The organism is Nitrosospira multiformis (genome assembly GCF_003050865.1).
GTDB classification, from domain to species: Bacteria; Pseudomonadota; Gammaproteobacteria; order Burkholderiales; family Nitrosomonadaceae; genus Nitrosospira; species Nitrosospira multiformis_E.
In genome coordinates this window covers 1-6,749 of record NZ_QAOK01000051.1, presented here as the reverse complement: position 1 = coordinate 6,749, position 6,749 = coordinate 1, and the positions used below count along the sequence as shown (strand labels likewise).

Sequence of the window (6,749 nt, the reverse complement as noted above, 5' to 3'; positions counted from 1 at the left end):
CGCAACCTGGCTTGCCGGAACATTTGAAGATCGAACCAACTGTACCGCTTCCTGCTTGAACTCCGCTGCGTATTTCCTTCGCCTTGCCATGACACACCTCCTGACTCATTATCAGCCTTTTTAGATGTGTCCGTGAAACCGGGGGAAAACCCATCGATCAAACTGGAGTTCAAGACTCAGCTCGAGGAACTCGAAAGGGTCAAGTGCGAAAAGATTTTCCGGGAACAACATCATCACCTGCCGTTTGTCGCTGCAGATGTCTTCCTGGGACAGCACGATAGTAAAAGTCCATCCGGATGGCACTGGAGCAAAAAAATCAATAGAGGCAGAAATTGCTCGACCTTGAACTTTGACTTCAGAGAATATACAAGCATTACTATTCTGAAGTATAGGCGCTAGGGGCTGGGCTGTGACATCGTCTGAAAGATAGTGTGTTTTATTTCAAAAAGTGGTTGCTGAGGGCAATTGCAATGTTTTTTGCCACCGCTGTGGATCTGGCTGCGGCTGTCGAGTTTTCAGTTAACGGCGATGTACGTACCAGCTTTTTCTCGCTCAATAGGGAAGACCGTGATGGGAGAGAAACATCGACTCATGAATTTCGAATACGGCCGCGATTTGGAATTGGTGCAAAACTTAACGAACAATGGCGGATGCAGGTGCGCTTTGCAGGGCGCTATTCTACGGATGGAAGCAAATTTTACTTCGAGATTTTTGACAGCATTCCTGCACAGGATGGTCTACGCCAAGGCGATGCTACACTCGACGAGATATATGCCGAATATCATCCGGATAGTGCTTGGGAAATCAGGGCAGGCCGCTTTCAGAGCAGAGCCTTGCTAAGGGGTGTAACCGAAAAATCATTGGACCGTGAGGACAGCCCATTCACCAATATTACATGGACCGATGGTGTCCAGATCAAGTACAAGGCCGCGACAGGTTGGAACACGACAGCCATTGCCCAGTATAACTATCCTGACGGTCCAACTCAGGTCCGGCGCGCGCCACTTGATTTCAGGGATGACGGCAGCCGCGTATCCTATTTTGTTAGTGTTGAAAACACTCAAAAAACAGGACCAATTGTTCAGCGCACGGTAGATATCACCTGGTTGCCCGATGCATTGCACAGCCGCGGCATAGGAGCAGGGGCAGTCGATGACTACTGGGCTGCGGTGGGGCGTCTAGCAGCACAATGGCCTTTTGGAACCAGGGTAAAATTCCTGCTTGGGGGGGAAATAGGATATGCCCCAAGCGTGCCAAAGCGGTATGTGACACGAACTGGCACGATTGGGAATGCTGACGGACTTGCCACTCAAATCACTTTCAATTTCATAGATATTGTTCCACGACAGAGTATAGGATTGGCATTTGGCCGAGTGGGCGACGGTTGGCTGCTAGCGCCCACCTTCAATGACAACGTTTATCAAGCCGAGGTGCGCTACAAATGGGATATCAATAAAGATCATACTCTTGAAGCAAGGCTGCGGTATAACCAGGATATCAAACAGCGTACCAACGCAGCGCACAGAGGCGTGAAGACATCGACTATTTTCTGCGTTACACGTTCAGATTCTAGCCCGGGTATTCCTCGCTGGCAGGGACTGGAGTGCCAAGAACACACAGGTTCAAACTAATTCTATACAATAAGCCAAGCAGGCTGTTTAAACAGAAAGCGTACGAGCGATGGCTCCTGTCGGCCGTCATTGTGGCGCATTGAAGGGACGCAAAAACGGAGGTCGAATGGTTTCTCGTCGAACATTCCTCAAGTATACCGGCAGCACAATGCTTACGCTGTTCGGCTTCGACAAGCTCAGCGGCGTATACGAGGCAATTGCCGCGATTCCAGGCGGCACGCTGGATCCAAACCTCGTCAAGAGATTTGAAGCGCCGCTCTTAATCCCACCGGTCATGCCCAAGGCCGGCAAAATCACGCTTAAGGGCGGCAAGAATGCTGACTATTACGAAATCTCGATAAGCCAATTCACCCAGCAAATCTTGCCTGCCGACTTGCCCGCCACTACTGTCTGGGGATACGGGCCCCTTCAACCTGAAAGGGGCAAAGGACTTCACATACACCATGCGCCATCGCTTACGATCGAAGCGAAATGGAATACACCGGCCGTTGTGAAGTGGACCAATGACCTCAAGGATACCGCAGGAAATTACTTGCCCCATTTGCTTCCGGTAGACCCAACACTGCATTGGGCGAACCCTCCCGGGGGAACAACGGAACGAGACATTCGGCCTAACTTCGCATCGACACCTGGCCCATACCGGGGACCAGTGCCCGTCGTAACGCATTTACACGGAATGGTCGGAGTTCCTGATCAAAGCGATGGTTATCCGGAGGCCTGGTATCTTCCCTTAGCCCATAATATCCCGGCGGGCTACGCCCGCACGGGCACCTGGTACGCTTTCTTCAAGCAGAAAGCGAACGAGGCTGGATGGCAGTGGAGTCCGGGAAGCGCCACCTTTATCTATCCCAATGCCCAGCACGCTTCCACCCTCTGGTATCACGACCATACGCTTGGGATGACCCGGTTGAACGTTTATGCGGGTCCGGCCGGTTTTTACATTATCCGTGGTGGTCCGGCAGGTGATGAAGCGGTGATGGATAGAGCTACAGGCCAGCCTGCGGTGCTACCGGGACCTGCTCCCAAACAAAACGACAAGTTTCCCTTCAAAAAAACGTATTATGAGATTCCCATCGTAATCCAGGACAGATCCTTCAACACCGACGGCTCACTGTTTTATCCTCATACACGGGAGTTCTTTGACGGCATTGCGGGCCCCTTCATTCCCGATTCGGATATTTCGCCCATCTGGAATCCCGAATTCTTCGGCAACATGATTACGGTGAACGGCAACACGTGGCCGTTTCATACTGTTGAGCAGCGGCGCTATCGCTTCCGTTTGCTAAACGGCTGCAACTCCCGCTTCCTGATCCTCGACTTCAGTAATATTCCCGGTGTGGAGGTTTGGATGATTGGAAGTGAGGGGAGTTTCCTCGTTGCTCCGGTAAACATGACAAATGTAAATTCAGGCAGGATACTGTTGGGGCCAGCCGAGCGCGTTGACGTTATCGTCGACTTTGCCAAGGTACCTGTCGGTCATCATGTTCTCCAGAACATCGGCCCCGACGAACCGTTTGGCGGCGGGGTTCCAGGGAGAGATTTTCCCGCTGCCGACCCGGATACGACTGGAAAGATCATGCAGTTTCGCGTTGTTCCTGCAAAAGCGGCTGATCCGACTACTCCCCCTGCAGACCTGGTGCTTCCACTTGTTGAGCCACTCCCAGCCGCGAGCATGACTCGTCCCCTGGCGCTGATAGAGGAAATGTCAACACGCTTTAAGGATGCCCCTGCACAGGCACTGCTTGGCACTATAAACGGCAATCCAAACACGGGCCCGGCAATTCCAGTAAAGCAGCCGTGGATGGATCCTGTAAAACAGAACCCGGCAGTTGGCACCACAGAAATCTGGGAATTCTATAACCTTACAGGAGACGCGCACCCCATGCACATCCACGCCGTTTCGTTCGAACTGGTTAACCGGCAGCCAATACTTGTCAACGAGGGGAATGGGACAGTGCAGGTGGCTGCCGGCTCCGAGCCCGTGCTGCCAGAAGCGTGGGAAAGAGGCCGCAAGGATACGATTATTGCTTATCCCGGTCAGGTTACACGTGTGAAAATGACATTCAACAAGGCAGGCCAATACGTGTGGCATTGCCACCTCCTTGAGCACGAGGATAATGAGATGATGCGGCCATACCGTATCGGACCGATTCAGCCGGGACAACCGGACCAGGCTTAGACCCGCTGACATTTGTCGAGAAAAGGACTGCTCAGGGAGAAAGTACTGTCCTGATAAAAAAGTGGAACGAAGTAATAGCATCTCCTACTGCTGTGGAAGGCTGGAGCAGGTGCGGATGCAAAGACTCGACATCGTAAGCGGTGTCAGCATGCATCATATGGCTATCAGTTCATCGAACTGTGCGAAACAAGAAGCCGATGCTCTTGTTTTTTGGCTTGAGCATCGGCTGATTGATTTGAATGAACGGTTAACCCTGAGTTCTGAGTATCGTATCAGATGTATTATTCTTTCCGTCCATCTTTGGACATGAAAAACCAAAGAGCAACGGCACCTATACCTACTACGAGAATTGCCATTTCCATGATAACCCCCTTTCAGAATTGAGATGCTAAAAAGAATATGATCAACCAGCTAAAATAATGCTCCCACTTCAGGTACCAACACCTTAAACACACATTACGGACGGAAATACCTTTGTCCGTATGTATTCGACGAGACTCAAAATTAAAAATTCCCAACTTTTCTAAGTAGTAGGCTTTTCTCTTGAGAGCCAGCCAGTGTTGCAAGCGAGCTTTCCTGGCCGGCTGGAACAATGTATTGGAGCTCCGGCAGAATCGAGGGCGGTATCGTGCAACCAGAAATACAATTGTTGCCAGCAAAAGTCCGGGTCTCATAACTTTCTTCTTTAGCGATCAATTTTGGTAGTTGAGCCAGTTTTGGACCCTAATTCCAACACTGCGCCTAAGTTGACATGCATGAATCTCATCACTATGTTGCTATTTATGAGGCATATGTCGATGAGGATGACCCGGAACAGCATGACGCGCATGATCGCTTAGCTGGGCATCAAACCATCGATGAATGGCATTGATCAATTTAGGTGAGCTGGTGGAATAGCTGATTTGGGCACCATCAGGCAGCTCAGCGTACTCAATCTTGATTTCCCCAGGCTTTGCTGATTTCAATTCAGCCAATCCTGGCATATCTTCGCCATGAATTCGGGCTGGCTTAGAAAAATCCCCGTGCTTAAAGTCATTTGAAATTTCGGATAAATGAACTCGTATTAACCTGATTTTCTCTGTATCGGATTTACCTTTAACCACAACCTGCTGCACTCCCCCCTTGGGGGTCTTGGAAAAAACATGCGTCGTTTTCTCCAAATCAAACGGCATTACATGCGTGCCCCGCTCGGCAACTTCATCAAGCCGCTTCTCGTCTGTCTTTTCTATAGCCTGAGCCGCTGTTGTCGTGAATAAAGCAATTAATAACGGTATGGTAAAAAAATTCATTTCAACCTCCTTTTGTGCAGGAGTTAGATTGCCGCAGAAATTGACTGTAACCAGCTGGTCGACTATTACTACCGTAAATTTCAACTTCTTGAGCAAATAATATAGGGGAAATCCGTGGTAACTGCTCAGCATGGAGCGTTCAGTTCTTGGCGCTTTTGTCTAGCGTACTCCTAAAGATAGATGGTTTTGCCGCGCTGTCTTCCTTTGGCAATTCTAAATAATCTTGAAGTCAAGGCATTGGACGTGAAGATGGGTCACGCCCTGGTTCCAGATGCAGGAACTGGCCAGACAGCACAATATCGTGGCCCTCTCCTCCAATTATGCGCTCTACGCGGAAATGTCCAATCGCGTCGTATATCCTGCGCGGCTACAGCCCGGACGTGGAGGTATTCCATCAATGAGAGCTTCCTTGATCTAGGCGGCCTGGAGAAGCTGTGGCCATCCTTCGCTGAGATGGGGCAATCCATACGGCAGCGCATGCGCCAGGCCATGGATATGCTGAATGCGCGCTTCGGGCGCAATACCCTGTCCGTATTTTCCTCATCATCCCCCAAGCCCTGGGCCATGCATCGGGAAGCCATGTCGCCCTGCTACACCACGAGATGGAGTGATGTGCCGGTTGTGCATGCCGCCTAGTTTACTGAATGGGGTAAACTTTCCCTCCCTCAATAACGGGCAAGTCACCAACCCACCAAACTGACAAGGAGACCCATGAACAAGAACAAACTGATCGAAGCCATAGCCGAGAAAACGGGTTCCAGCAAGGCTCAAGCCACCCGCACTGTGACGGCATTGACCGAAACCATCACAAAAGTCCTGCAAAAAGGCGATTCCCTTTCCCTGCCTGGATTTGGCACCTTCGAAGTGCGCGAACGCGGTGAACGCACTGGCCGCAATCCCAAGACAGGCGAGCAATTGAAGATTGCCGCCTCCAAGGTGCCGGCATTCAAGCCGGGCGCCAGCTCAAGACAGCAGTGAATGGCGGATAAAAGGGAATTGGGGATATTTTCGCAGTGCGAAAATAGCTTCCTGTTTTTTTCATTGAGGTCGCCCTGTCGCGGCCTCACGCTTTTCTCGCCCTTGCGCACCTGCCCTCCCATTTCCTCTGCCTGTTTGTAGGTCAGCCAGCGATCAGTCGAGTAACCCTGCATCATGGCCGCCATCCACAGCAGCAGGACATTGACACCCCGGCAAGGGAGACCGGTCTTGTGATTGCAGGGAATGCCCTGTTCGTGCCCATTTGATGTGGCTCGTCTAGCCTTTCTCCATCAGGGTGATGATGGAATTCGTGACTTGGGCATACAAATCCTTCCTTGTACTGGTTTTCATGTTTGGCTCCTTGCGATGGGTTGAAATGAATATCCTCTCGCTCGGACTCTCCTCGCTCCGCCTTGCGGCGGCGGTGGGGAGGCCCTTTCCATCACGGGAAAGGGTTGGGAATGGGTGGGGTAAAAGCCAGGCAAATAGCGGGCTATGGCTTCCCGTGTATTCTTTTATCCCCCCAGCAATATAGTTACTCCGTCTTGTTTTCCCTGATACTGAAATGGCTGACAGATAGCTGTCGGTGAAGGCGGGACATGCATCCGAGGATTACGAATACCCCCCACTAAACATTCGATGTTTTGGGACTCGGCTTCGAATCCACGGATG

Annotated in this window: 5 protein-coding genes and 1 pseudogene; 4 read left to right on the top strand and 2 right to left on the bottom strand. The window is 51.1% G+C overall.

Going from position 1 to position 6,749, the window contains the following annotated elements:
• Positions 1–470: 470 nt before the first annotated feature.
• The gene (locus C8R21_RS14915) at positions 471–1,631 is read left to right on the top strand and encodes an OprO/OprP family phosphate-selective porin (RefSeq protein WP_219906691.1); all 1,161 of its coding nucleotides are present in this window, start codon (positions 471–473) and stop codon (positions 1,629–1,631) included.
• A gap of 106 nt (positions 1,632–1,737) precedes the next feature.
• A complete protein-coding gene (locus tag C8R21_RS14910) occupies positions 1,738–3,810 on the top strand; it encodes a multicopper oxidase family protein (RefSeq protein WP_107763401.1) in 2,073 nt (690 codons plus the stop codon).
• 776 nt (positions 3,811–4,586) lie between these two features.
• Here the strand turns inward: C8R21_RS14910 and C8R21_RS14905 are convergent.
• Complete coding sequence (locus tag C8R21_RS14905) at positions 4,587–5,099, bottom strand: aspartate carbamoyltransferase (protein ID WP_107763403.1); 513 nt, start codon at positions 5,097–5,099, stop codon at positions 4,587–4,589.
• Positions 5,100–5,303: 204 nt separating this feature from the next.
• Here C8R21_RS14905 and C8R21_RS14900 point away from each other — a divergent pair, with 204 nt between their 5' ends.
• Positions 5,304–5,735, top strand: coding sequence for a DUF4113 domain-containing protein (locus tag C8R21_RS14900; RefSeq protein ID WP_181258971.1), 432 nt, complete (start codon positions 5,304–5,306; stop codon positions 5,733–5,735).
• Between the two features lie 75 nt (positions 5,736–5,810).
• Entirely contained in the window at positions 5,811–6,077 is a 267-nt protein-coding gene (locus C8R21_RS14895; protein ID WP_107763399.1) for an HU family DNA-binding protein, read from the top strand.
• 98 nt (positions 6,078–6,175) lie between these two features.
• On the opposite strand, the pseudogene C8R21_RS16760 reads toward C8R21_RS14895, so the two are convergent.
• A pseudogene (locus tag C8R21_RS16760) lies at positions 6,176–6,331 on the bottom strand (ArdC-like ssDNA-binding domain-containing protein); the annotation flags it as partial.
• Between the last annotated feature and the right edge of the window lie 418 nt (positions 6,332–6,749).